The organism is Limimaricola sp. AA108-03 (assembly GCF_050847355.1).
GTDB lineage: Bacteria > Pseudomonadota > Alphaproteobacteria > Rhodobacterales > Rhodobacteraceae > Limimaricola.
This window is the reverse complement of the sequence record NZ_CP193755.1, coordinates 1,081,940-1,107,212: the sequence shown is the minus strand read 5'-3', so window position 1 is coordinate 1,107,212 and position 25,273 is coordinate 1,081,940. Positions and strand designations below refer to the sequence as shown.

Here is a 25,273-nt window from a genome sequence, read left to right as displayed (position 1 = left end):
CGGCCCGGAGTTCACCGGCAGTTTGCTTGCCATCGCCTCCCCCCGACCCTACCTTCGCGCCATGACAATCGCACCCGTTCCGCCCCCGGCAGCCCCGTTGATCGATCCCTACGCCCGGGCGATCCGCTACCTGCGGGTTTCGGTCACCGATCGCTGCGACTTTCGCTGCGTCTACTGCATGTCCGAGAAGATGCAGTTCCTGCCCAAGGCCGAGTTGCTGACGCTCGAAGAGCTGGACCGGCTTTGCTCGGCCTTCGTGCGGCTCGGGGTCGAAAAGCTGCGCATCACCGGCGGCGAGCCCTTGGTGCGGCGCAACATCATGGAGTTCTTCCGCTCCATGACCCGCCACCTCGAATCGGGCGCGCTCAAGGAACTGACGCTGACCACCAATGGCAGCCAGCTCGGCAAATACGCGACCGAGCTCTATGCGGCCGGCGTGCGGCGGGTGAACGTCTCGCTCGACACGCTCGACGAGGCGAAATTCGCCCGCGTCACCCGCTGGGGCCGCCTGCCTCAGGTGCTGGATGGCATCGACGCGGCGCTGGCCGCCGGGCTCAAGGTCAAGATCAACACCGTTGCGCTCAAGGGCTTCAACGAGGACGAGCTGTTCGCGCTGACCGAGTTCTGCGCCGCACGTGACATGGACCTGACCTTCATCGAGGTCATGCCGATGGGCGATATCGGCAACGAGGACCGGATCGGCCAGTACTGGAACCTGCGCGAACTGCGCGAGACTCTGGGCGAGCGTTACTCGCTGCACGACCTGCCCGACCGCACCGGCGGTCCGGCGCGCTATGTCATGCTCGGAGAGACGCGCCAGCGTGTGGGCTTCATCACCCCGATGAGCCATAATTTCTGCGAAAGTTGCAACCGGGTGCGTGTCACCTGCACCGGCGAGATCTATACCTGTCTCGGGCAGGAGGGCCATTCCGACCTGCGTGGCCCGCTGCGCGCGAGCGAAGGAGATGCCGGGCTCGAGCAGGCGATCCGCGCCGCCATCGCGCTCAAGCCCAAGGGGCATGATTTCGACTATGACCGGCAGGAGGTATCTGGCCGGGTCAGCCGTCACATGAGCCATACCGGCGGATGAGCGCTGAGCCCTGGCCGCTGCGGCTCTGGCTCGGGGGAACGCTGGCGCTGCCGCGCATGGCCGAGTTCGCCCTGGCGCGCCGCGTGCATCGCGGCCAGAACTCCGCCCCTGCCCGCTTGGGCGAGCGGTTGGGTCGAGCCGGTCTTCCCCGTCCGCAAGGTCGCCTCGTCTGGATCAATGCCGCCTCGGTCGGCGAAGTCGCCTCGGTGGCCGGGCTCGCCCGTGATCTCATGGACGAGGGAAACCACGTCCTCGTTACCACGACGACCACGACGGGCGGAGTGAGGGCGCGTGCCATCGAAGGTGTGCTGCACCAATACCAACCGCTCGATAGCGCCCGCGCGACCCGGCGATTCCTCGATCACTGGCGCCCCGATCTCGCCTGCTTCGTGGAGGGAGACCTCTGGCCACGCCTGCTGGCCGAGACCTCGGCGCGACGGGTGCCGCTGGCCCTGTTGAATGCCCGTCCCTCGCGGTCGCGGGTCCGGGCGCCGAAGCTCAGCGCCGCGATGCTGGCGCGGTTCGACCTTGTCACCGCGCAAAGCGAGGCGGTGCGCGAGGAGATCGTTTCGCTCGGCCTGCCCGAAAGCGCGGTGCTCGCGCCCGGCGATCTGAAATCCGCCGCCGCCCCCCTGCCCGCCGATCCGGCACGGCTCGCCACGCTGCGCGCGGAGTTCGACGGCGCCCCGCTCTGGGCCGCCGTTTCCACACATGCCGAGGACGAGCCCGCGGTGATCACCGCGCATCTGGGGGCGCGCGAGCGGCATCCGGGCCTGCGGCTGATCCTCGCGCCGCGTCATCCCGAACGGGGCGAGGCCGTGGCGCGGGCGCTGGAACAGGCCGGGCTCGGTGTGTCGCGGGGCGAGACCCCGGGCCGGGCCGAGGTCTGGCTGGTGGACCGGCTGGGAGAGACCGGGCTGATCTACCGCCTCGCGCCGCTGGTGTTTCTCGGCGGCTCCTTCGGGCCGCAGGGCGGGCACAACCCTTGGGAGGCGGCGGCGCTGGGGGCCGCGTTGCTGCACGGGCCACGCGTCGGCAATGCCCGGCAGGCCCATGCCGCGCTCGACGCGGGTGGTGCGGCCCGCGAGGTGGCCGAGGCGCAGGCGCTCGGCGAGGCGGTGGCGGAGTTGATCGGCACGCCCGAGCTGGACGCCATGCGCGCTGCGGCACGTCGGATCATGTCGGATCGCGGTCAGGCGCGGCCAAGGACGCTGGCGGCGCTGCGGCAGCTCATGTCCGAGCGGGTTGCGCCGGACGGTCCTTCCTCTAAGGCGATGCCATGACCCTGCGCGCCGTGATCCTCAACGACACCTCGACCCGCTATCACCATGGCTGCGCGCGAGTGATGCGGCTTCTCGTGGAAGGGCTGGAGCGCCATGGCCTGACCGTCACCGCCCGCAGCCCGGCAAGGCACGACTGGGCCTCGGATGCGGGTTTCCTCGACGCGATGCGCGCCGCGCATGTGATCGTCGTCAATGGCGAGGGCACGCTGCATCACGGTCGTCCGGCCGGTGCCCGCCTGCTCGATCTGGGCGGGCACCCGGCGCGGGGCGACAGGCCGCTCGTGCTCGTCAATGCGCTCTGGCAGGACAATCCGGAAAGCTGGTCCGCGCCGCTATCCCGCTTCGACCTTATCGCCGCGCGCGACAGCGCCAGCGCCCGCAGCATGTCGGAGGCTTCTGGACAGGAGGTGCGATGGCTGCCCGATCTGTCGCTCTCCGCCCCCGCCCGCACCGTTGCCGCACCCCGTCACGGCGTGATCGTCGGCGACAGCGTGAAGCCCGGCCCCCGCCGGGTGCTGGGTCGCGCGGCTTCCCACCTCTCCAATGCGACGCTGGTGCCGACCAAGACGCTCTCCGGGGGTCTCTGGCGGTTTGCGCCGGCCCGCGCGGCGCTGGCGGCGGCATGGTACGGGGGGCTCGGCCTTCCGCCCATGGAGATGCCGGCCAATGAGACCGCCTATCTCGATCGCATCGCCCGTGCCGAACTGCACATCACCGGGCGGTTTCACGCCGTCTGCCTGTCGATGCTGACGGAAACACCTTTCCTGGCGCTCGGCTCCAACGCCTCGAAGATCGAGCGCCTGCTCGCGGATGCGGATCTCGGGCCAGAGCGGCTGCTGCAGGCGGACGCGCTGTCGCCACCCCCCGAAACCGCCGCGTTCACGCAGAGCGAACTGTCGGCGATCCGTGCCTTTCGCGAGATGGCCCGGCGCCGGGCCGACACGCTCTATGCGGACATTGCGGCGCTGGCCGGAGGAGCCTCATGAACAGGATCGTCTTCGAGATCGCCAAGCGGCGCGGTGACGAGATGCGACTGTCGCGGCTCGGGCTGTCCGAAGCGGCGCTGCTGTCGCGGCTCGCGGGGCGCCGCGTGGCGCTGGTCGGCAACGCGCGGTCGCTGGCCGAAAAGGCGCAAGGCGCGGAAATCGACGCCGCCGACATCGTGATCCGCCTCAACACCGCGCCGATGCCAGACCCCGCCTCGCATGGGACCCGCACCGACTGGCTCGCCATGTCGATCCCGGTGCCACAGGAAGCGATCGCGGCGCGGGCACCCGAATTGCTTTTGTGGATGACGCCCAAGCGCAAGCGGCTGCCATGGCGCGTAGTCCAGGCGCCGGGCTTTGCGCTGTTGCCCGCGATCCGTGCGGCGGCGCTGCGCGACGAGTTGGGCGCGCGCCCCACCACGGGCATGCTCGCCATCGATCTTCTCGCGCGATCGGATCTGGCCTCGGCGCGGCTTCACGGCTTCGATTTCTTCGCGTCGAAATCGCTCTCGGGCGGTCGTGGCGCGGCGGACGTGCCGCATGATTTCGCCGCCGAGCGCGACCGGGTGGCGGCGCTCATCGCCGCCGACCCGCGCTTTTCGCTGGCCTGAGATTCTGGCCTGAGCTCAGGCCGCGGGCATCCGGCGCTCGACGACGCCCGCCCACCACGAGCAGCCCGCCGGGATCGCCTCGTCCGAAAAATCGTATTCGGGGTGATGCACCGAGGCCGTGTCGCCATTGCCCACGAGGATGTAGGCGCCGGGGCGCTCCTCGAGCATGTAGGCGAAATCCTCGCCGCCCATGATCAACGGCGCCTCGGCGCAGTCGCCGGAAACCTCGCGCGCCACTTCGGCCGCGAACTCGGTCTCGGCCCCGTGGTTGATCATCACCGGGTAGCCCTTGATGTAGTTGACCTTCGCTTCGGCGCCGTAGGCGCGCGCCGTGGTCTCGGCGATGGCGGTGAGCCGGTCCTGCCCCAGCTTGCGCAGCTCGGGCGACATGGTGCGGACCGTGCCCTTCATGTGCACCCGCTGGGCGATCACGTTGAATGCCTTGGACGAGGTCTCGAAGGAGGTGACCGAGACCACGATCTGCTCGGTCGGGTCGGCGTTGCGGCTGGCGATCGATTGCAGGGCAAGGACCACATGGCTGGCCACCAGCGTCGAATCGACCGTCTCGTGCGGCTTGGCGGCGTGGCCGCCCTTGCCCTCGATGGTGATCTCGAACTGGTCGGTCGAGGCGAAGAAGGCGCCCGGGCGGATCGCGAAGCTGCCCAGCGGCAGGCCGGGCCAGTTGTGCATGCCATAGACCTCCTGGATGCCGAAGCGCTCCATCAGCCCGTCGGCGCACATCTCGCGGCCACCGCCGCCACCCTCTTCGGCGGGCTGGAAGATGACCACCACCGTACCGTCGAAATTGCGCGTTTCGGCAAGGTATTTCGCCGCGCCCAGCAGCATCGCCGTGTGCCCGTCATGGCCGCAGGCATGCATCGCACCCGGCGTCTTGGAGGCATAGTCGCGGCCCGTCTGCTCGTGGATCGGCAGCGCGTCCATGTCGGCGCGCAGGCCGATCACCTTGCCCGAGCCCGTGCTCTTGCCCCGGATCACGCCGACCACGCCGGTGCGGCCCAGCCCCTCGACCACGTCGTCGCAACCGAAGGCGCGCAGCCTTTCGGCCACGATGCCGGAGGTGCGGTGCGTCTCGTAGAGGATCTCGGGGTTCTCGTGCAGGTCGCGCCGCCAGGCGGTGATCTCGGGCAGAAGCTCGGCGAAGCGGTTCTTGATCGGCATGATGCGTCCTCAACGACGGAATTTCGGGTGCGGCGCGAGACTGCGCCCAAGCGCGGCCCGGTGCAAGCCGGTGCCAGGGCTGCCGCGCCGTCAGCGACGCCTCAGGGGCGCCAGTGCTCGCCCACCCATGGTGCGGGCCGGATGTAATGGCGCAGGTAACGCAGCGGCCCGTCCTGCCGCACGTCCGAGAACAGGCCTCGGAGATGCTCGCCCGCGCTGTCGGGGGCATAGGGCGGGTAATGCCCGTCGATCGCGTGGCTCGGATGCAGCCCTCCGGGAAAGATCACGATGCGTGCGTCGGTGGGCAGCTTGGGCGCGACCAGGTAGTTGAGCGGGAACGGCCTGCGGCAATGCATGCGGAAATGCCGGACCCAGGCCTTGGGAAACAGCTTGGCTCCGCCCGGCGCGTTGCGGGTCACGAAGCGCTGCTCGAAGCGGTACTCGTCGGCGATGCCCTGCGGGTCGGCGCGGAATCGCTCCTGCAGCGGCACCAGCTTGCCCACCGGGAAACGGAACACCGAGGTCTGGCCCAGCTTTTCGAGCGGCGTGTTCGGGTTGCGCGACAGGATCACCTCGTCGGGGTCGCCATGCGTGAAGAAATCGTCGAGCGAGCCGGTGACGACGAGGTCGAGATCCATGAACAGTACCGGGCCGGTCAGATCGCCGAGGCGCGGCCCCCAGAGCCGGGCCTTGGGCCAGATGCCCTTGGAGTTCTCCGGCATCTCGACATCCAGCGGCGGCAGGTCCTCGCACCGCACTTCCGGGCGGATGCCCTCGCGGTTGTCGGTGAAGCAGGTGAAGCTGAAGGGCGGCGTGATGTTTCGCGCCACCATGCCGTAGAGGCGGTTGATGAAGGGCGCGCCGTACTTGGTGCCCCAGTTGATGCAGATCACCTGCTTGATCATCGCGTGCGCCCTTTCTCGTCCTCGCGCCTAACTAGCGCGGCGGGCGCGAAACGGCCAGCCGGGCGCTGGGCGGCGGCGGGGCGCGGCCTAGATCGCCCCGAATGGACGCCCTGCCCCCGATCCCCGCCCCCTATGCCACCGCCGACTGGCGCCGCCGCATCGCCGATCTCTATGCCGCGATCCGCGCCGAGCCCGACCCGCAGGCGGGTTGGCGGCTTTGGCACGAAACCCGATCGCGGCTGTTTCGCGATCACCCCGCCTCGCCGCTGTCGGCCGAGCAGAAGGCCCGGTTCGAAGGCATCGCGCTCTGGCCCTATGATCCAGGCCTGCGCTTCGAGGTGGGGCTGTCACCTCAGGACGGCCCGGCCATCGATTTCGAGCTGGGTCCGGATGGCCGCATGCGGGCCCGCCCGGTGGCCCGCACCGAGGGGCTCGGCGACAGGCTCGGCGCCGAGCTGAGCCTGTGGTGGATCGAGGGCTATGGCGGCGGGCTGTTCCTGCCGTTCCGCGACGCGACCTGCGGTGCGGGCAGCTATGGCGGCGGGCGCTACGCGATCGATGCGATCAAGTCGTCGGATCTGGGCCTCGCCGCCTCGGGCCGGCTGATCCTCGACTTCAACTTCGCCTACTCGCCCTCCTGCGCCTGGAGCCCGGACTGGGTCTGCCCGCTGGCGCCGCCGGAAAACCGGCTGGAGGCCGCGATCGAGGCGGGCGAGCGCGACCCTAGTGGAGCCGCTTCCTGATCCGCTGCAGCATCAGCCAGACCAGCGCCACCACAGGCAGCACCAGCGCCGCCGTCAGCGCCGTCTTGTCGATGCCCATGGGATAGGCCAGCGGCCCGAACAAATAGGTGGCGAGGCTGACGGCGTAATAGCTGATCGCCACGACGCTGAGCCCCTCGACCGTGTGTTGCAGCCTGAGCTGCGCGTCGGCGCGGCGGTCCATCGAGGCCAGCAGTTCCTGGTTCTGGGCCGAGCGTTCGACATCGACCCGGGTGCGCAGCAGGTCGCCCGCCCGGGCCGCCCGTTCGGACATGGCGGCGAGCCGGCGGTCGGTCGATTCGACGGTGCGCATCGCCGGGTCGAAGCGGCGCATCATGAACTCCGCGAAGGTCTGCCGTCCGCCGAAACGCCCCTCGCGCAGCACGCCGATGCGCTGGTTGACCAGCGTCTCGTAGGCCCGCGTGGCGCCCGAGCGGAACCCCGACTGCGCGCGCAGCTTCTCCAGCTCGGCCGAAACCTCGAGCAGCACGGCGAGCGTGGCGGCGGGATCGCCGGGGCCCGCCGCCATTTCGGCCACGAGATCCGACAGGCGGGTCTCCAGCGCACCGATGCGCGGTCCCATGGCGCGGGCCTGCGCCAAGCCCAGCATCGCCATGGTTTTGTAGGTCTCGATCTCACACAGCCGCTGCACCACGCGGCCGATCCGCCGCTCGCCCGTGCCGGGGCGCGCGAAGACGGCAAAGCGCATGTGGCCCGCCGGATCAATGCGGAAATCCCCTGCGACGATCAGCTGGTCGTCGAGCACCCGGCTCATCGCCATGCTCTCGGCCACGAACCACGATTCCGCCCGCCGCGCGATCTCTTCCTCGCCGGTGGCGAGTTCGACCCGGATCAGGGCCGAGGTGAGCCGCCGGCCCGGGATCGCCGCAAGCCATTCCGCGGGAAACCCCGCCAGCCCGTCACGAAACGGTGGCTCGGAAGGGCCGTCGCTCAGGATCATGTAGGTGACGAACTCGGTATGGCTTTCCCATTTCAGCCGGTGTCGCCCGATCTGGCCGGACCAATGCGTGGCGCCAGGCTGAGGGTGCGGCGCCCCGAACCAATCGAGCAGCGCCAGCAGATGCGCCCGCTCGGCCTCGATGTCGCGCGGCGCGCCATCGGCCGGGCCGATCGCCAGAAAGGATGCCTGCCCCGGCGCATTGAGGCTCGGAAAGGGCCGCGCATGCAGTTCGTTGGCCAGTTCCTGGCGTAGCGGATGATCGGCGAGGGTCATGGCGGCTCCGGCGATTGACGTCGGGGGAAGATGGCCGCGCGGCCCGCCGGTGTAAACAGGGGAAAAGGTCGCATGAACAGCCGCTAGGCGCATGCGTTCGCATACCGCGTCCGGGTTGTGCAGCGAGGGTGGTTTTCGCCAAGCCGGAAGGCACCCATATCGGGTCCGACCGCAGGAGCCATGACATGCAGACGTTTTCCCTACTCGATCTCGCCCCGGTGACCGAAGCCGAGACCCCGGCGCAGGCCTTGGCCAACGCCGCCGATCTCGCGCGCCATGCCGAGCGCTTGGGCTATCACCGCTACTGGCTGGCCGAGCATCACAACATGCCCGGCATCGCCTCGGCCGCCACCGCCGTGGTCATCGGCCACGTGGCGCAGGCGACATCGACGATCCGCGTCGGTGCGGGCGGCATCATGCTGCCCAATCACGCGCCGCTGGTCGTGGCCGAGCAGTTCGGCACGCTCGACGCGCTCCACCCGGGCCGGATCGATCTCGGGCTGGGCCGGGCGCCCGGCACCGATGGCGCGACGACGCAGGCGCTCCGGCGCTACCACCAATCGGCCGATGCCTTCCCGCAGGACGTGGTCGAACTGATCTCCTATCTCGACGATGACGAGGGCAAGGCACCCGTGAGGGCGGTGCCGGGCATGGGCTCGCATCTGCCGGTCTGGATCTTGGGCTCCTCGACCTTCGGGGCGCAGCTGGCCGCCTATCTCGGCCTGCCCTACGCCTTCGCCTCGCATTTCGCGCCGCAGATGCTGGAGCCCGCGATTCAGGCTTACCGCGAGGGATTCCGCCCCTCGGAGCGGCTCGACAAGCCCTATTTCATGATGGCCGCCGGGTTGCACGCGGCCGATACGGACGAGGAAGCGCGCTATCACCGCTCCTCGCAGATCCTCTCGTTTGCACGGCTCAGGACCGGGACACCGGGCCGCCTGTCGCGCCCGGTCGAGAACCTCGCCGACCACGTTCCGGCCAGCGCCATCGCGGGCGCCGAGGCGGCGCTCTCGGTTTCGGCCACCGGCGGCCCCGACACGGTGCGCCGCCAGCTGCGCGAGATCATCGATCGCTACCGGCCCGACGAGTTGATGCTCACCGGCATGATGTTCGATGTCGACGCACGCAAACGCAGCCTCGAGATCGGCGCCGAGGTGCTGTCCGACATGAAAACGCCCGCCATGACCTGAGGATCATGGCGGGCGCAGACCTGACCGGGAATGCAGCCCCTTGGGTCGTCGTCACCCGGGCGGCAACGCCGCCCGGTATCTCTTACAGAACCACCACGTCCAGCGGCGGGAAGCCGTTGAAGCAGACCGAGGAGTAGGTCGAGGTGTAGGCGCCGGTGTTGCGGATCAGCACCCGGTCGCCGGATTTGAGGTTCAGCGGCAGGTTCATCGGCCGCTTTTCGTAGAGCACGTCGGCGCTGTCGCAGGACGGGCCCGCGAGGATGCAGGGACCGGTGGCCTCGCCGTCATGCGGGGTCACGAACTGGTAGCGGATCGCCTCGCCCTCGGTCTCGGCCAGACCCGAGAAACGGCCGATCGAAAGATAGACCCAGCGATGCATGTCGCGATCCGACTTGCGCGAGGTGAGCATCACCTCGCAGGCGATGACACCGGCCTCGGCGACCATGCCGCGGCCCGGCTCGGCCATCACCCGCTCGGCGCCCGGGAAACGGGCCTCGACCAGCTCCATCACGGCGGCGGCGTAATCGGTGGGGGCCTGGATCTCCTCGCCGTAGAAGGCCGGGAAACCGCCGCCGATGTTCAGAAGCTGCAGCTTGTGACCAGCCTCCTGGGCGGCGGTCCAGATGCGCGACAGCTCGTCGAGCACCGGCACCCACATCTCGGCATGCCGGGTCTGGGAGCCGACATGGAACGAGAAGCCCAGCGGCTCGAGGCCCAGCTCGGTCGCCCGGTCGAGCAGCTTGAGCGCGGTGTCGCGGTCGCAGCCGAACTTGCGGGTCAGCGGCCAATCGGCCGAGGAGGTCTCGACGATCAGGCGGACATAGACCTGCGCGCCCGGCGCGTGCTCGGCGATCTTCTCGAGCTCTTCCTCGGCATCGACCGCGAACATGCGAATGCCGGCGCCGTAGGCGAAGGCGATGTCGGAGACGCGCTTGATGGTGTTGCCGAAGGAGACGTGCTCGGGGCGCGCGCCCTGGGACAGGCACAGCTCGATCTCGCCGCGCGAGGCCGCGTCGAAATGCGAGCCGAGTTGCGCGAGGCGCTCGATGATCGCGGGATGCGGGTTGGCCTTCACGGCATAATGGATGTCGGCCCGGCCGAGGCCCGCCTTCAGCGCGTCGTACTGGGTCTCCACGCGGTCCACGTCGATCACCAGCGTCGGCCGGTCGAACTCGGCACTGGCGGCAAAGGCCTCCAGGCGGTTGGCGACGGCGAAAGAGGGGGCGCTGGCGCCCGCGTAATATGCAGTCATGTGCATCTCCGATAGACAGACGGGGGCCCCGTGAGGCCGGCGGTTCCAAGGGAGACGTTACCGTCGCTGCATAAACGCGTGCTGGGTCTGTGCGTAGGCCCCCGAGGAGGGGCTTGCGTCCAGGCGTGGCCAGAGGCGCGTGCGTTGGCGTCTTGAGGGGGCATTTGGGGCAAAGCCCGAGTCGGATCAAGGGGAAATCTCGGACAAAGCCCAATTTTTTGGCGGCCATCGTTTTGCATGCCGATCCCCCTTGTTCTATAGGGGTTCACCGTCTTCCGGAGGGCCCATGCCGCGTCTCGTCCTGTTCAACAAGCCGATGAACGTGCTGTCGCAGTTCACCGACGCCAAGAGCCCCAGCCCGCGCGCCACCCTGTCGGATTTCATCGACCGGCCGGGGGTCTACCCGGCGGGGCGGCTGGATCGCGACAGCGAGGGGCTGATGCTGCTCACCGATGACGGGCGGCTGCAGGCGCGCATCAGCGATCCGAAGCACAAGATCGAGAAGACCTATCTCGTGCAGGTCGAGGGCAGCCCCACCGAGGCCGATCTAGAGCCGCTCAGGCGCGGCCTGACGCTCAAGGACGGTCCGACCCGCCCCGCCCGGGCCCGGCTGATCGATGCGCCCGCGTTGTGGGAGCGCGATCCCCCGGTGCGGTTCCGCAAATCCGTACCGGACGCCTGGATCGAGGTCGCGATCCGCGAGGGGCGCAATCGGCAGGTCCGCCGCATGACCGCCGCGGCCGGTTTCCCCACGCTCAGGCTGGTGCGCTGGCGCATCGGCGACTGGACACTGGACGGGCTGGCGCCGGGGGAATGGCGCGAGATCGGGGTCTGAGCCGCCTCCCGGAAGCGGCAGGATTTGCGTATTTGGAGAAAGATGAAGGGGATCAGTCGCTCGGTTGCCATAGCTCGATCGGGTTGCCCTCGGGATCGTGGATCCGCGCGAAACGGCCGATTTCGCTGTCCCATTCGTCGCGTCGCTCCACCGCGATGCCGGCCGCCTCGAGCTGCGCCACCATCGCGTCGAGATCGGCGACGCGGAAATTGATCATCCATTGCTGCTCGGGCCGGCCGAAATAATTCGTGTCGCGCGGAAACGGCATCAGCACAGTCGGCCCGGCCTCCTGCCGCCAGATCGAGGGCCCCGGCCCCTCGATGCCCAGATGGTCGAGATACCACTTGGCAAGAGCCTCGGGATCGCGCGCCCGTAAGAACACTCCGCCGATGCCGGTCACCTTCTCCATTGCCCTCGCCTCCCATTGCCCGTCGCGGCCAGCCTAGCACGGCCCCGGTCCTGGCGCGCCGGATCTTCGCGCGGGCGCCCTCCCGGCGCCCAGGCGGCGAAGCTCACCATCAGCGCCGCGCCGGTGATCGCCGCGACGCCCATGAGCCCCAGCCCATCCGGCATGACCCCGAACAGCGCCGCATCGAACATGAGCGCCCAGACCAGCCCGGTGAAATCGAACGGCGCCAGCACCGCGACCGGTGCCCGTGCCGCCGCCTCGGTCGCCGCCACATGCGCGAGCCCACCCAGGAGCCCCGCGCCCAAGAGCCAGAGCATCATCTGCGGCGACGGCATCGCCCAGCCGAAAGGCCATGTCGCCAGCCCGGCCAGAGCCGAGACCACGGCGAACCAGAAGGCGATGGTCGCGGGGCGCTCGACCGCCGTCATCGCCTTGATATGCACCCGGACGAATGCCATGGTCACCGCGTAGCCCAGCCCCGCCGCCACGCCGATCAGCGCGCCCTGCCCCGGTGCCTCCAGCGCCGCGCCGAGCATCATGAGCACGCCGCCGAAGCCCAGAGCCGCCGCTCCCCGGGCCAGCGGTCCGATCCTCTCGCCCAGTATCCACGCCGCGAGCGGCAGCGTCAGGACGGGAGCGAGATATCCCAGCGCCTGCGCATTGGCGACCGGCAGCCAGGCCAGCGACAGGAAGGACAGCGCCATCGACAGCGCCCCGAACAGGCTGCGCGTCAGGTGCAGGCCGGGGCGGCGCGTGACGATGGCCGAGGGAAACTCGCGGCACCAGGCCATGTAGGCGCAGATCGGGATCAGCGCGACGGCGGAGCGCCAGAACACGATCTGCCCCAGCCCGACCTCGCGCGTGGCCATCGCCACCATCGCCGACATCGCGGTAATGAGAAACGCGGCCAGCAGGCGCAGGCCGATGCCGTTCAAGGGAGAGTGCGCCGCCATGGCCGGACACTCACCCATAGGGCGATACCCCGCAACGACAAAAGGCCCCGCCGGGGCGGGGCCTTTCCTGTCGGCTCGAAAGGATCAGGCAATCTTGCCGAGCAGTTCATCGAGCGATTTCTTGGCGTCGCCGTAGAACATGCGTGTGTTGTCCTTGAAGAAGAGCGGGTTTTCGATGCCGGAATAGCCGGTGCCCTGGCCGCGCTTGGAGACGAAGACCTGCTTGGCCTTCCAGACCTCGAGCACCGGCATGCCGGCGATCGGCGAGTTCGGGTCGTCCTGCGCGGCGGGGTTCACGATGTCGTTCGAGCCGATGACGATGGCGACGTCCGTCTCGGGGAAGTCGTCGTTGATCTCGTCCATCTCCATGACGATGTCGTAGGGCACGCGGGCCTCGGCCAGCAGCACGTTCATGTGCCCGGGCAGCCGCCCCGCCACCGGGTGGATCGCGAAGCGCACGGTCTTGCCCTGCGCCCGGAGCCGGCGGGTCAGCTCGGAGACCGACTGCTGCGCCTGCGCCACCGCCATGCCGTAGCCCGGCACGATCACCACGCTGTCGGCCTCCTCGAGCGCCTGCGCCACGCCCTCGGCGTCGATCGCGATCTGCTCGCCCTCGACCTCCATCGCCGGCCCCGCGCTGCCGCCGAAGCCGCCGAGGATGACGCTGACGAACTTGCGGTTCATCGCCTTGCACATGATGTAGCTCAGGATCGCGCCCGAGGAGCCCACCAGCGCGCCGGTGACGATCAGCAGGTCGTTGCCCAGCGTGAAGCCGATCGCCGCCGCGGCCCAGCCCGAATAGGAGTTCAGCATCGACACCACCACCGGCATGTCGGCGCCGCCGATGCCCATGATCAGGTGCCAGCCGATGAAGCCCGCGATGAGTGTCACCAGCACCATGGTCCAGATGCCGGCGCCGGTGAGGTACAAGAGCCCCAGCGCCAGGCACAGCGCCAGGGCGGCGGCGTTGAGCATGTGGCCGCCGGGCAGCTTCTTCGGCTTGCCGTCGACCTTGCCCGCGAGCTTGCCGAAGGCCACCACCGAGCCGGTGAAGGTCACCGCGCCGATGAAGATGCCGAGGAACACCTCGGTCTTCAGGATGCCGATCTCGGTCGCGTCCTTCAGCGCCAGCTTCTTGCCGAAGCCGGTGAGCTCGCCGAAGAAGCCGCCGCCCGCCGCCGCGAGCTCGTCCGGATCCAGCAGCGCCAGCGCCGCGCGGTCGAGCCCGTGGGTCGCCAGCAGCGCGTTGATGTCCGACAGCATGATGTCGGCGTTGAGCCCGATGAACACCGCCGCCAGACCGACGAAGCTGTGCAGCGCCGCGACCAGCTGCGGCATCTCGGTCATCTGCACCCGGCCGGCGACGATCCAGCCGGCGAAGCCGCCCGCCGCGATCGCGATCAGGATGAGAACGAGGTTGTGCACGCCGGGGCCGAACACGGTGACGAAGACCGCCACAGCCATGCCCGCGATGCCGTACCAGACCGCGCGCTTGGCGCTCTCCTGGTTCGACAGCCCCCCGAGCGACAGGATGAACAGGATGGCCGCGACGATATAGGCGGCCGAGACGATGCCGATGCTCATGATCCGGCCCCCTTACGACTTGCGGAACATGGCGAGCATCCGGCGCGTGACCAGGAAACCGCCGACGATGTTGATCGAGGCGATCAGCACCGAGATGAACGAGAGAAACACCACCAGCCAGTTGCCCGAGCCGATCTGCAGCAGCGCGCCGAGGATCACGATGCCCGAGATCGCGTTGGTCACCGCCATCAGGGGCGTGTGCAGCGAGTGGCTGACGCCCCAGATCACCTGGAAGCCGACGAAGCAGGCCAGCGCGAAGACGATGAAGTGGCTCATGAAGCTCTCGGGCGCGACCGCGCCGATCAAGAGCATCACCAGCGCGCCGGCGGCCAGGAGGCCGATCTGGTCCTTGGTCTGCTTGCGGAAGGCCGCGATCTCCTGGCCGCGCCTTTCCTCGACCGTCAGCTCGCGCGGCTTCTCCTTCTTCGGCGCCGCGGCGATGGCCGCCGTCTTCGGCTTCGGTGGCGGGTAGGTGATCTCGCCGCGATGCGTCGCGGTGGCGCCGCGGATCACGTCGTCCTCCATGTCGTGCTCGACGACGCCGTCCTTGTTCGGCGTCAGATCGGCCATCATGTGGCGGATATTGGTGGCGTAGAGCGTCGAGGCCTGCTGCGCCATGCGCGAGGGGAAGTCGGTGTAGCCGATGATCGTCACGCCGTTCTCGGTGACGAACTTCTCCTCCGGCACGGTCAGCTCGCAATTGCCGCCGCGCTCGGCGGCGAGATCGACGATCACCGAGCCGGGCTTCATCGCCTCGACCATGTCGGCGGTCCACAGCACCGGCGCGTCGCGGCCCGGGATCAGCGCGGTGGAGATGACGATGTCGATCTCGGGCGCCAGCTCGCGGAACTTGGCGAGCTGCTTCTCGCGGAACTCGGGGCTGGAAGGCGCGGCGTAGCCCCCCGTGGCCGAACTGTCCTGGCTGTCCTCGAAGTCGAGATAGACGAACTCGGCGCCCATGCTCTCGATCTGCTCGGCCACCTCGGGGCGCACGTCGAAGGCCAGCGTCACCGCGCCGAGCGAGGTCGCGGTGCCGATCGCCGCGAGCCCCGCGACGCCGGCGCCGATCACCAGCACCCGCGCCGGCGGCACCTTGCCGGCCGCCGTCACCTGGCCGGTGAAGAAGCGGCCGAAGTTGCTGCCCGCCTCGATCACCGCGCGGTAGCCCGCGATGTTGGCCATCGAACTGAGCGCGTCCATCTTCTGCGCCCGGGAGATCCGCGGCACCATGTCCATCGCGATCACCGTGGCGCCGGCGTCCCTGGCGCGGCCCAGCGCTTCGGCGTTCTGGCCCGGGTAGAAGAACGAGATCAGCGTCTGGCCCGCGCGCAGCCGCCCGAGCTCCTCGTCCAGCGGCGGCCGCACCTTGGTGACGATCTCCGCCTCGGCCCAGAGCGTCGCGGCGTCCGGCACCACCCTGACCCCCGCCGCCTCATAGGCCGCGTCGGTGAACCCCGCCGCCAGACCCGCCCCCGCCTCGATCAGGCACGCATGCCCCAGCTTCGCCAAGTCCCGCGCCGACGCAGGCGTCATCGATACCCGCGCCTCGCCGTCATGCAACTCCCTCGGTGCCCCGATCCTCACGCCACGTCCCCTCCGGTCATTCTGCGGTTGCGAGAGGAGTAGCCGGGGAAAGAATGTTGCACAAGAGCGGCAGCTGACTTTGCTGCCGCCGCGTCATGGCCGTGCTACAGCCAGCGGCGCGTGCGGGCGGCCCAGTCCTCGAATGCTGCGCCGAAACCGCGACGCAGCATCGCCTCTTCGGGCCGGATGAAGCGTCGCTGCAGGATCGCGGCCAGCACGGGTACCAGAAGCAGAGCCAAGGGCGCGTCGAATACCAGCGCGCCGCCCGCGAGCAGCAACAGGTCGCCGAGATAGATCGGGTTGCGCGAGAACCGGAACGGCCCATCGGTCACCAGCGCCGCCGCCTCCTGCCGGGGCATGACCTGCGTGCGATGACGCAGCATCGTGGCGCTGGCCCAGAGCATCAGGCCGAGCCCGACGAGGAAGACGATCACGCCCAGCGCCATGTGATACGGCCCGAAGCCGAGCCAGGCGGGCTCGACACGAGAAAGGCCCCATGCGGCGAGCAATCCGTAGAAGGTCCAGGCGGGCGGGAAGTCGATCCAGTACATCCACCTTTTCTGCCCTGCCGTCGGGGCGCTGTCACGCGCTGTTGCGCAAGGGCAGCCGTGCTGCCACAACTTCGCGGGCCAATGCGAGGAGGAGCGCCGAGATGACCGATTTCCAAGCCACCAAGGCGCTGTTCGCCCTGCCCGAGGGCGTGACCTATCTCGATGGCAACTCGCTCGGCCCGCTGCCCAAGGCGGCCCCGGAGCGCATGGCCCGTGCGATGTCCGGCGAATGGGGCGAGATGCTGATCACCGGCTGGAACAGGGCCGGCTGGATGGATCAGCCCGCGAAACTCGGCGACCGGATCGGCCGGCTGATCGGCGCGCCCGAAGGCACCACCGTGTTGGGCGACACGCTGTCGATCAAGGTGCATCAGGCGCTGGCCGCGGCGCTGGCGCTGCGACCCGAGCGTCGCGTGATCCTCAGCGACAGCGGCAATTTTCCCTCGGATCTCTACATGGCGCAGGGGCTGATCGAGCAGCTCGGACGCGGCCACGAGCTGCGCGTCGTGGCGCCCGAGGAGGTCGAGGCGGCGATCGACGACGACGTCGCGGTGATGATGATCACCGAGGTCGACTACCGCACCGGGCGCCGCCACGACATGCCCGCGCTCATCGCCAAGGCCCATGAGGTCGGCGCGCTGGCGATCTGGGATCTCGCGCATTCGGCGGGGGCGGTGGATGTCGACGTGGCCGCGGCCGATACCGATTTCGCGGTGGGCTGCACCTACAAGTTCCTCAATGGCGGCCCCGGCGCGCCCGCCTTCATCCACGTGGCGCCCCGGCTGATCGACGAGGTGCAGCCGGCGCTGTCAGGCTGGCTCGGCCATGCCGAGCCCTTCGCCTTCGAGCCGGGCTATCGCCCCGGTGCCGCCATCGCGCGGATGCGGGTGGGCACGCCCCCCGTGCTTGCCATGGCGGCGCTCGATGCCGCGCTCGACATCTGGGACCGGGTCGAGATCGACGATCTGCGCGCCGCTTCGCTGGCGCTTTCGGACCGCTTCATCGCGGGTGTCGAGGCCGCCTGCCCCGGGCTCGAACTGGCGACCCCTCGCGCGCATGCGCAGCGCGGCAGCCAGGTCTCGTTCCGCCATCCCCAGGGCTATGCGGTGATGCAGGCGTTGATCGCCCAAGGGGTGATCGGCGATTTCCGCGCGCCCGACATCCTGCGTTTCGGGATCACGCCGCTCTATCTCGACGAGGCCGATATCGACCGCGCCGTCGATGTGCTGGCGAGGATCCTGCGCGAGGGGTCCTGGGACCGCCCCGAATTCCACGCCCGCGCCGCCGTGACCTGAAACCGTCCCTCAGGGCATCGGCACCGGCAAGCCGCTGGGCACCGTTTCGGGAATGCCGAGCCGTCCGACCCGTGCCACCGGGTCGGTCAAGATCTCCAGAAACGCCACCAGCGCGTCGATCTCGTCAGCTGCGAGCTTAACCGGCGGCAGCGTCACCGCCGAGGCGATGGCCTCGCTTTCGGCGGGGTCGTCGAGGATGCGCCAATCCGACACCTCCATCCGGGGCAGCACCGCCTGCCCCCGGTCATAGCCGGGCAGCGCCGCCGCCGGGTCGAGATGATCGGCCACGAAACCGCGCAGGCTCGCATGGCTGCCGGCATGGCCATAGGGCGCGGTGAGCGCCACGTTGCGCAGGGAAGGCGTGCGGAACGCATGGAGATCCTCGGCCCGGCCGGTGACCCGGAACCGCCCCTCGTCGCGCGCGTGGCTTTCGAACCGCGCGGCCTTGCCCGGGCCGAGTTGCGGCGCGCCCATGGCGTGAAAGCCGTGATCGGTCTGGAACGGGCCCGAATGGCAATCGGCGCAGCCCGCCGCGCCATAGAACAATGCCAACCCCGCCTCGGCCTGCGGATCGAGCGGCGCCCCCTCGCGCAGCCGCGCATCGAAGGGACTGGTATCGGAGCGGAACTCGAAGGTGATGAAGGCCGCGATGGCGTCCGAGATGTCGGTAAAGCCGATCTCCTCCGGGGCAAGCCCATAGGTATCCTCGAAGCGCACCGCGTAATCCGGAATTGCCGCCACGCGCCGCGCGATGAGATCCCATGCGCCGCCCGGCCCGGTCAGCATTCCAAGCCGCACCGCTTGCGCCACCTCGTTCTCGCTGTAGTGACCCGCCATCTCGTCGGGGCTGAGCACCGGAAACATGGTCTGAGCCGAGAGCATCGAGGCGAAGCCCGCGACCATGTCGGCATCGAGCGGCGTGCGCATGCCGCTGGGTGCGCCCGGATCCATCTCGACCCGCCCGTCATGGAACATGGACACGTATTCCAGCGCGCCGACATTCCACAGCGCCTGGCTGTTGCGCGGCACCCGCTGTTCGGGCGGGTTCTCGGGATCGACGGTGCGGAGCGGTCCGAGCCCCTGTCCGCCATCGCCCAAAGACAGCGACAGCCCGTCGGAGGTGCCGAATTCGGGGTGGTGGCAGGTGGCGCAGGCGACCTCGCGATTGCCCGAGAGAAGCGGGTCGTAGAACAGCAATTGCCCCAGCGCCGCCTCGCGCGGATCGACGTCGGGCCAGGCCGCGTCATCGAGCGGCGCGGGCAGATCCTGCGCCAGCCCCGTCCCGGCCCAGCCGAGAAAGGCCAGCGTTATCGTCGTCTTCGCTGTCATGTCACTCCCCCTTCGACGGAAGGTGCCGCAGCGCTTCACGCGGTGCAATGACGCAGACAACATTTGACGCAACGCTGCGGGCGGACTAGAACAAATACAGAACATTGATTTGCAGAGAGAACCCGTGACGTGGTCGCCCCCCGCTTCATGCCCCGCCCCTTCGAACGCGCTGCCGCGCAGGCCCGCGGCGTTGCGCCAGCCCACCCTGTCGGAGATATTTCCCGAAACGGCGGTGGATGCTGCCGCTCCGGCCTTCGCGCTGGCGCATCTCGATCCCGGAGGCGGGCCGGTACTGTGGATACAGGATCGGCTGTCGTTGCGCGAGAGCGGGCGGCCGTTTCCACCAGGTCTCGGGGGCTACGAGATCCTGCACCTGCAGGTATCGCGGGCGCAGGACGTGCTCTGGGCGATGGAGCAGGGACTCGGCTGCCCGGCGCTGGGCGCGGTGATCGGCGAGATCTGGGGCATCGCCCCGGCGGTGGACTTCACCGCGACCAAGCGGCTGGCGCTGCGTTCGGAGGCGCATGGCATCCCGGCGTGGCTGATCCGGCGCGGCACCGCGCCGGAACTGAGCGCGGCGCGAGAGCGATGGCGCGTCGCCGCCTTGCCCGCCCGGCCCGAGCCGGACGACGCGCGCGCGCCTGGCGCGGCGTTGTGGAGCGCCGAGCTGTTTCGCACGCGGTTCCGCGCGCCGGGACGCTGGGTGGCCGGTCATGACCCGCAGAGCGGAGATCTGGCGTTCGACCATGCGATCGACATGGATGCGGCGGAAGCGCGGCGCGCCATGGCCTGAGCCCTGCCGGGCTGGGCCGGCATCCGGCCCACAGGCATTCCGAGTGCGAGAGACCGGCCGTGACGCGCGCTTTCGCGACGGCCTCGAGGGCGAGGCGATGACAGGGGCGGTGTTCTGGGGGACGCCGCGCCGCGCATTGCCATGGCCCGCGCCGCCCGAGGCAGTCCGAGCGCATTCGCGCATCGCACAGAGCGGACGCCGACGATGAGTGGCGAGGACAAGCTGCCCGTCCTCGCCTTTTCCGCGCCTCGAACGACCGAAGCCCGGCCCCGCGCCGCCGACCCCCGCCGCCTTGCGCGGGCGGCCGAGGCACTGCGCGCGGCGACCGAGGCCACATCGGGGGCCGAAGGCGCGACACCGGCCGAGCCGGCAGCGTCGAAACAGAAGCAGGAGCAGGAGGTTTTCACACCGGTGGGGATGCCCCGCCCGCGCTGGCGCGCCGGGCCGGATGCGGCTGGCGGGCGGCCCCAGGGGACCGGCTGCATGTCGGGCGGATCGACGACGCCCGGCGAGGCCGAGGCTGCCCGAGGCATCATGGCGCGGCGTATCCTGTCGCTGCACCTGCCGCGCTTTGCCATCGAGCGCTGGCAGGCCCATGCGGCGCGGCACGGCCGGGCCCTGCCCGATGACGTGCCGCTGGCGCTGGCAATCGAGGGGCCGCACGGACCGGTGATCCACGCGGTGAACGCGGCCGCCGAGGCGCTGGGGATCGGCCCGGGCGCGCGCGTCGTCGACATGCGCGCGCTCTGCCCCGAGCTGCGCACCGCCTTTGCCGAGCCCCGCGCCGACACGGCGGCGCTGGAACGGCTCATGCTCTGGGCCCGGCGCTGGTGTCCCTGGACCGCGATGGACGGAACCGACGCGCTGATCATGGACATCACCGGCTCGGAACATCTCTGGGGCGGCGAGGCGGCGATGCGGGCCGAGATCGAGAACCGCCTGGCGGGCCTCGGTCTCACCGCCCGGACCGCCATTGCCCCCACGCGCGGCGCGGCTTGGGCGCTGGCCCGCTTCGCCCCGGCGATCTGCGATCCTGACGCGCTGTTCGCGCGCACCGATCCGCTGCCCGTGGCGGCGCTGCGGCTCGACGCCGCCACCGTGCAACTGCTCGACCGGCTTGGCCTCTCGACCATCGGCGCGCTGCGCGCCGTGCCGCGCCTCTCGCTCGCGCGCCGGTTTCGCGCAGGCGCGCCCGGGGCGGACCCGCTCCTGCGCCTCGATCAGCTTTCCGGCCGCACGCCCGAACCGGTCGACAGCCCAGACGACCCGCCGCGCTTCGCCGTGCAGACCCGGCTCGCGGAGCCGGTGATCGATCCGGTGCCGCATCTGCCCGCGCTGGCCGAAGAGCTCTGCGCCGGGCTCGTCGCGGCGGGCTTCGGCGCCCGGCGGCTCGGACTGGCGCTTTACCGCACCGATGGCGAGGTGGCACAGGCGCAGGCCGCGACCTCGCAGCCCTCGCTCGATCCCGCTCACATGGTGCGACTGTTCGAAGGGCGGCTCGACGGCCTCGATCCCGGCTTCGGCTTCGACCTGATCACGCTGGCCGCGCTGGTGGCCGAAGCGCTGCCCGAGCGCCAGCGCCGGCTCGACGGGACGGCCGATGATGCCGAGGATCTCGCGCGGCTGATCGACCGCCTCTCGGCACGCTTCGGCATGAGCACCCTGACCCGGCCCCTGCCAATGCCGAGCCACCTCCCCGAGCGGCAGATGCTGTGGTGCCCGGCGCTGCATTTGCCACGGCGCGCCTTTCCACCGCGCGCGCATCGCCCGCTGCGGCTGTTCGAACCTCCCGAGGAGGTGCGCGTGCTCTACGCCGTTCCGGAAGGCCCGCCCGCGCAGCTCCTCTGGCGCCGCCAGCGGCTGCGCGTGGCGCGCTTCGCGGGACCCGAGCGGATCGCACCGGAATGGTGGCGCGATCGGCCGGGTACGCGCCTGCGCGACTATTTCCGCATCGAGGACCACACCGGCCGGCGCTTCTGGCTCTACCGCGAGGGGCTTCTTGGCGATGGGCGCGGTGCCGAGCCCCGCTGGTTCGTGCACGGGGTTTTTGCATGAGCCGATACGACAGAACCGGAGTTTTCCAAAACTCCGGCACGGTCTTTTGCAAAAGACCGGGACCACGCTGATGCCGGAGATCGAGAAGCCGCCGCGTCGCGAGGTATCCTCGGAGGAAAACTTCCCGCCGAACCCGGCCGCGCCATATGTCGAGTTGGGCCTCGCCACCTGCTTTTCCTTCCTGCGCGGTGCCTCCGACGCTGTCGAACTCGCGGTACAGGGCTGGCACCAGAATTATGACGCGCTGGGCATCGCCGATCTGAACACGCTGGCAGGCGTGGTCCGGATGCATATCGCAGCGAAGAAGGTAAACCTGCGGCCGGTAATCGGCGCGCGGCTCGTCTTGACCACCGGCGAGACGTTCCTCGCCTATCCTACCGACCGCGCCGCCTATGGCCGGCTCTCGGTGCTGCTGTCCAAGGGCAAGATGCGCGATCCGGAGGGACGCTGGCAGAAGAAGGGGATCTGCGAGATCACCCTTGGCGATTTGGCCGAGCATGCCGAGGGGCTGAAGCTCATCCTGTTGCCGCCGGACGACCTTGCAGGGCTCGGGAGCGCCCTGCCCCGGCTTGTGCGACGCTTGCCCGGCCTCGGCCATGTCGCGGCCTCCTATCTCTACCGGGGCTGCGACCGGGCCCGGATCAACGCGCTTGACCGCATGACCCGCGACGCCGGGCTGTCGCTGATGGCGACCAATGACGTGCTGTATCATGCGCCCGAACGGCGGCCGCTGCAGGATGTGATGACCTGCATCCGCGAGGGGATGGTTCTGGCGGAGGCCGGCGACCGGCTGCTGCCCAATGCCGAGCGGCACCTGAAATCGCCGGAAACGATGATGCGGCTTTTCGCGGAGTGGCCGCATGCGATCCGCGCCACGCGCGAGATCGCCGATGCTTGCCGGTTCGACTTGGAGGAACTGGCATACGAGTATCCACGCGAGGTGGTGCCCGAAGGCCGCAGCCCGCAGGACTATCTCGAAAAACTGACATGGGCAGGGGCGGCGGCACGCTGGCCCGAGGGCATTCCCCCCGCCACCCATACTGTGCTGCGCAAGGAACTGGCGATGATCGGCCGGCTCGACATCGCACGCTATTTCCTCACCATTCACGACATCATCCGCTTCGCGCGGGAAAAGGCACAGCCGCCGATCCTGTGCCAGGGACGCGGATCGGCGGCGAACTCGGCCGTGTGCTTCGTGCTGGGCATCACCGCTGTCGACCCGGCGCAGCACCAGTTGCTGTTCGAGCGCTTCATTTCCGACGAGCGAAAGGAGCCGCCCGATATCGACGTCGATTTCGAGCATGAGCGGCGCGAGGAGGTGATCCAGCACATCTATGCCAAGTACGGCCGCGCGCGCGCGGGGCTCTGCGCCACGGTGATCCATTACCGCCCCCGATCCGCGATCCGCGAGGTGGGCAAGGTGATGGGGCTGTCCGAGGACGTGACCGGCGCGCTGGCCAAGACCGTCTGGGGCCACTGGGGCAGCGGCATCGCCGAGGAGAACGTGCGCGAGGCCGGGCTCGATCCTACCGATCCGCTGCTGCGCAAGGCGCTGCTGATCGCCGGGCAGTTGGTGGGAATGCCGCGCCACCTCTCCCAGCATGTCGGCGGCTTCATCCTGACAGAACGGCCCCTGACCGAGACCGTGCCGATCGGCAACGGCGCCATGCCCGATCGCAGCTTCATCGAGTGGGACAAGGACGACATCGACGCGCTGGGCATCCTCAAGGTGGATATCCTCGCGCTCGGCATGCTGACCTGCATCCGCAAGAGCCTTGACCTGGTAGCGGCGCATTGGGGGCGGCGCGAGGACCTCGCCTCGATCCCGCGCGAGGACCCGCGCGTCTTCGACATGCTGTGCCGCGCCGACAGTCTTGGCGTGTTCCAGGTCGAGAGCCGGGCGCAGATGAACATGCTGCCGCGGTTGCGCCCGCGCTCCTTCTACGACCTCGTCATTCAGGTCGCCATCGTCCGCCCCGGCCCGATCCAGGGCGACATGGTGCATCCCTACCTGCGCCGCCGCGCCGGCGAGGAGGCGGTCGAATACCCCTCGCCCGGCGCGCCGCACGACCCCGAGGAGTTGAAGTCGATCCTTGGCCGGACGCTGGGCGTGCCGATCTTTCAGGAACAGGCGATGAAGATCGCCATCGACGCGGCCCGGTTTTCGCCCGCCGAGGCGAACGAGTTGCGCAAGGCCATGGCGACCTTCCGATCTCGTGGCACGATCGCGCTTTTGCAGGAGAAGATGGTCGGGCGGATGGTGGCACGCGGCTATGACGAGGCGTTCGCGACGCGCTGCTTCGAGCAGATCAAAGGGTTTGGCGAATACGGCTTTCCCGAGAGCCACGCGGCAAGCTTCGCGCATCTGGTCTATGTCTCGTCATGGCTGAAATGCCATTTTCCCGGCGCCTTCGGCGCGGCGCTGCTGAACAGCCAGCCGATGGGCTTCTACGCCCCCGCGCAGATCGTGCGCGACATGCGCGAGCATGGGGTCGAGGTCAGACCGGTGGACGTGAACATGTCGGACTGGGACTGCACGCTCGAGCCGATTTCGACGGGCGGCTTCGCGGTGCGGCTGGGGCTGCGCATGGTGGGCGGGCTCGCGGCCGAGACGGCGGCGCGGATCGTGGCGGCGCGTGATGCGCCCTTCGAGACCCCCGAGGCGCTGAAGAGCCGCACCGGGATCGGCGCGGAGACGGTGCGCAGGCTGGCCCAGGCGGATGCGATGCGTTCGATGTTTCTCGACCGCCGACAGGCGCTATGGGAAACGCGGGGTCTGCGCGATGCGCCCGACCTGCCGCTGTTTCGGGAGGCACGCGACGAAGGCGCGGAGGTGCCGGTGCCGCTGCCGGCCATGCCGGTCTGCGAGCAGGTGGTGGCCGACTACCAGACGCTGCGGCTGTCGCTGAAGGCGCATCCCATGGCTTTCCTGCGCCGCAGCCTGGCCACGCAAGGCTATGCCAGCGCCGCCGAGTTGAACCGCGCAGATCAGGGCCGGCGGCTGAAGCTCGCCGGGCTGGTGCTGATCCGGCAGAAACCGGGCAGCGCCAAGGGGGTGTGCTTCATCACGCTCGAGGACGAGACGGGCGTGGCCAACATCGTGGTCTGGCCCAAGGTGATGGCGCAGTTCCGCCGCGTGGTGATGCAGGCACGGCTTCTGGTGGTCGAAGGCTACGTGCAGCGCGACGTGGAGATCGTGCATTTCGTGGCGCAGCGGCTGGAGGACCGCTCCGACGCGCTCACTCGGCTCGCGCCCGGCGGCCTCGTCCCGCCGTTGAGCCATGCCGACGCGGTGAAGAACCCGGTGCAGGGCTCGGCGCGCGGCAGCGACGCGCCCACGAACGGGCATCCCCGCAATGCGCGCATCCTGCCGAAAAGCCGGGATTTTCACTGA

The 25,273-nt window shown here is 69.5% G+C and carries 21 protein-coding genes; 11 read left to right on the top strand and 10 right to left on the bottom strand.

All coding sequences use genetic code 11. From position 1 onward, the window contains the following. Positions 1-61 precede the first annotated feature (61 nt). Genes moaA through ACRAQ3_RS05415 form a run of 4 tightly spaced genes read left to right on the top strand, consistent with a single transcriptional unit; the run spans position 62 to position 3,970 of the window. Positions 62-1,090, top strand: coding sequence for a GTP 3',8-cyclase MoaA (gene moaA, locus ACRAQ3_RS05430; protein WP_432255941.1), 1,029 nt, complete (start codon positions 62-64; stop codon positions 1,088-1,090). After that, positions 1,087-2,373: a 3-deoxy-D-manno-octulosonic acid transferase gene (locus ACRAQ3_RS05425; protein WP_432255940.1), complete on the top strand. Its 1,287-nt coding sequence runs from the start codon at positions 1,087-1,089 to the stop codon at positions 2,371-2,373. The genes moaA and ACRAQ3_RS05425 overlap by 4 nt, the downstream gene beginning before the upstream one ends. Next, a complete protein-coding gene (locus ACRAQ3_RS05420; RefSeq protein WP_432255939.1) occupies positions 2,370-3,359 on the top strand; it encodes a polysaccharide pyruvyl transferase family protein in 990 nt (329 codons plus the stop codon). Before ACRAQ3_RS05425 ends, ACRAQ3_RS05420 begins: the two co-directional genes overlap by 4 nt. After that, a complete protein-coding gene (locus tag ACRAQ3_RS05415; RefSeq protein WP_432255938.1) occupies positions 3,356-3,970 on the top strand; it encodes a glycosyltransferase family 29 protein in 615 nt (204 codons plus the stop codon). The genes ACRAQ3_RS05420 and ACRAQ3_RS05415 overlap by 4 nt, the downstream gene beginning before the upstream one ends. A 15-nt stretch (positions 3,971-3,985) precedes the next feature. Here ACRAQ3_RS05415 and ACRAQ3_RS05410 read toward each other — a convergent pair whose 3' ends face one another. Both ACRAQ3_RS05410 and ACRAQ3_RS05405 read right to left on the bottom strand, forming a co-directional pair. Further along, positions 3,986-5,149: a M20 aminoacylase family protein gene (locus tag ACRAQ3_RS05410; protein WP_269398758.1), complete on the bottom strand. Its 1,164-nt coding sequence runs from the start codon at positions 5,147-5,149 to the stop codon at positions 3,986-3,988. A 101-nt stretch (positions 5,150-5,250) separates the two neighbouring features. Then, on the bottom strand, positions 5,251-6,054 hold the full coding sequence (locus tag ACRAQ3_RS05405; RefSeq protein ID WP_432255937.1) for a glycosyl transferase: 804 nt from the start codon (positions 6,052-6,054) through the stop codon (positions 5,251-5,253). A 101-nt stretch (positions 6,055-6,155) separates the two neighbouring features. Between ACRAQ3_RS05405 and ACRAQ3_RS05400 the strand changes: the two genes are divergently transcribed. After that, positions 6,156-6,797, top strand: coding sequence for a DUF1684 domain-containing protein (locus tag ACRAQ3_RS05400; RefSeq protein WP_432255936.1), 642 nt, complete (start codon positions 6,156-6,158; stop codon positions 6,795-6,797). Here the strand turns inward: ACRAQ3_RS05400 and ACRAQ3_RS05395 are convergent. After that, the gene (locus ACRAQ3_RS05395; protein WP_269398761.1) at positions 6,778-8,049 is read right to left on the bottom strand and encodes a DUF3422 family protein; all 1,272 of its coding nucleotides are present in this window, start codon (positions 8,047-8,049) and stop codon (positions 6,778-6,780) included. The genes ACRAQ3_RS05400 and ACRAQ3_RS05395 overlap by 20 nt on opposite strands. A gap of 185 nt (positions 8,050-8,234) precedes the next feature. Here ACRAQ3_RS05395 and ACRAQ3_RS05390 point away from each other — a divergent pair, with 185 nt between their 5' ends. Continuing rightward, a complete protein-coding gene (locus ACRAQ3_RS05390; protein ID WP_432255935.1) occupies positions 8,235-9,239 on the top strand; it encodes an LLM class flavin-dependent oxidoreductase in 1,005 nt (334 codons plus the stop codon). 82 nt (positions 9,240-9,321) lie between these two features. Here ACRAQ3_RS05390 and ACRAQ3_RS05385 read toward each other — a convergent pair whose 3' ends face one another. Further along, positions 9,322-10,491 (bottom strand): type III PLP-dependent enzyme, encoded by a 1,170-nt coding sequence (locus ACRAQ3_RS05385; RefSeq protein ID WP_432255934.1) that lies wholly within the window; start codon positions 10,489-10,491, stop codon positions 9,322-9,324. Between the two features lie 286 nt (positions 10,492-10,777). On the opposite strand from ACRAQ3_RS05385, the gene ACRAQ3_RS05380 reads away from it, so the two are divergent. Continuing rightward, the gene (locus ACRAQ3_RS05380) at positions 10,778-11,326 is read left to right on the top strand and encodes a pseudouridine synthase (protein ID WP_269398763.1); all 549 of its coding nucleotides are present in this window, start codon (positions 10,778-10,780) and stop codon (positions 11,324-11,326) included. 52 nt (positions 11,327-11,378) lie between these two features. On the opposite strand, the gene ACRAQ3_RS05375 is transcribed toward ACRAQ3_RS05380, so the two are convergent. From ACRAQ3_RS05375 to ACRAQ3_RS05355, 5 genes are all read right to left on the bottom strand, one after another. Further along, positions 11,379-11,735: a VOC family protein gene (locus ACRAQ3_RS05375; protein WP_432255933.1), complete on the bottom strand. Its 357-nt coding sequence runs from the start codon at positions 11,733-11,735 to the stop codon at positions 11,379-11,381. Next, positions 11,723-12,688 carry a DMT family transporter gene (locus ACRAQ3_RS05370; protein WP_432255932.1) on the bottom strand — a complete coding sequence of 322 codons (966 nt, stop codon included), beginning with the start codon at positions 12,686-12,688 and terminating at the stop codon, positions 11,723-11,725. The genes ACRAQ3_RS05375 and ACRAQ3_RS05370 overlap by 13 nt, the downstream gene beginning before the upstream one ends. Before the next feature lie 84 nt (positions 12,689-12,772). Continuing rightward, positions 12,773-14,272, bottom strand: a complete 1,500-nt coding sequence (locus ACRAQ3_RS05365; protein WP_432255931.1) for an NAD(P)(+) transhydrogenase (Re/Si-specific) subunit beta — start codon at positions 14,270-14,272, stop codon at positions 12,773-12,775. Positions 14,273-14,284: 12 nt separating this feature from the next. Next, positions 14,285-15,856, bottom strand: a complete 1,572-nt coding sequence (locus ACRAQ3_RS05360) for a Re/Si-specific NAD(P)(+) transhydrogenase subunit alpha (protein ID WP_432255930.1) — start codon at positions 15,854-15,856, stop codon at positions 14,285-14,287. A 104-nt stretch (positions 15,857-15,960) separates the two neighbouring features. Then, on the bottom strand, positions 15,961-16,407 hold the full coding sequence (locus ACRAQ3_RS05355) for a methyltransferase family protein (protein WP_432255929.1): 447 nt from the start codon (positions 16,405-16,407) through the stop codon (positions 15,961-15,963). A gap of 101 nt (positions 16,408-16,508) precedes the next feature. Between ACRAQ3_RS05355 and kynU the strand changes: the two genes are divergently transcribed. Further along, positions 16,509-17,702 carry a kynureninase gene (kynU, locus tag ACRAQ3_RS05350; protein ID WP_432255928.1) on the top strand — a complete coding sequence of 398 codons (1,194 nt, stop codon included), beginning with the start codon at positions 16,509-16,511 and terminating at the stop codon, positions 17,700-17,702. Positions 17,703-17,711: 9 nt separating this feature from the next. Here the strand turns inward: kynU and ACRAQ3_RS05345 are convergent, their stop codons facing one another. Next, complete coding sequence (locus tag ACRAQ3_RS05345; RefSeq protein ID WP_432255927.1) at positions 17,712-19,031, bottom strand: cytochrome-c peroxidase; 1,320 nt, start codon at positions 19,029-19,031, stop codon at positions 17,712-17,714. A gap of 190 nt (positions 19,032-19,221) precedes the next feature. Here ACRAQ3_RS05345 and ACRAQ3_RS05340 point away from each other — a divergent pair, with 190 nt between their 5' ends. The 3 genes from ACRAQ3_RS05340 to ACRAQ3_RS05330 all read left to right on the top strand — a co-directional run bounded on the left by ACRAQ3_RS05340 (position 19,222) and on the right by ACRAQ3_RS05330 (position 25,273). Further along, positions 19,222-19,824 carry a hypothetical protein gene (locus ACRAQ3_RS05340; protein WP_432255926.1) on the top strand — a complete coding sequence of 201 codons (603 nt, stop codon included), beginning with the start codon at positions 19,222-19,224 and terminating at the stop codon, positions 19,822-19,824. Positions 19,825-20,028: 204 nt separating this feature from the next. Then, positions 20,029-21,879: a Y-family DNA polymerase gene (locus tag ACRAQ3_RS05335; RefSeq protein WP_432255925.1), complete on the top strand. Its 1,851-nt coding sequence runs from the start codon at positions 20,029-20,031 to the stop codon at positions 21,877-21,879. Positions 21,880-21,949: 70 nt separating this feature from the next. Beyond that, positions 21,950-25,273 (top strand): error-prone DNA polymerase, encoded by a 3,324-nt coding sequence (locus ACRAQ3_RS05330; protein ID WP_432255924.1) that lies wholly within the window; start codon positions 21,950-21,952, stop codon positions 25,271-25,273.